Genomic DNA, 357 nt, shown 5'->3' on the forward strand with positions numbered 1-357 from the left:
CTGTGGGCTGACAGTGACGGACTGTGCCTCTTCACCAAACGCCTGGAGCGGGGCCGCTTCGTCTGGCCGGTCACCCGCGATGGAAAGGTTCACCTTACTCCGGCTCAGTTGTCCATGCTTCTCGAGGGCATCGACTGGAAGCACCCGAAACGAACGGAACGCGCTGGAATCCGTATATAACCCGTTGTAAAGTGAGGATATGGACACCTCACTTGCTCATGAGAATGCCCGCCTGCGGGCACTGTTGCAGACGCAACAGGACACCATCCGCCAGATGGCCGAATACAACCGCCTGCTCTCACAGCGGGTGGCGGCTTATGCTTCCGAAATCAACCGGCTGAAGGCGCTGGTTGCGAA

The 357-nt window shown here is 58.8% G+C and carries 1 protein-coding gene; it reads left to right on the plus strand.

The window, feature by feature from the left end:
• On the plus strand, positions 1-180 hold a 180-nt coding region (tnpB, locus tag BEA93_RS24785), incomplete at its 5' end, for an IS66 family insertion sequence element accessory protein TnpB (protein ID WP_157906089.1).
• Between the last annotated feature and the right edge of the window lie 177 nt (positions 181-357).

The organism is Escherichia sp. MOD1-EC5950 (assembly GCF_002965345.1).
Classification (GTDB): domain Bacteria; phylum Pseudomonadota; class Gammaproteobacteria; order Enterobacterales; family Enterobacteriaceae; genus Escherichia; species Escherichia marmotae.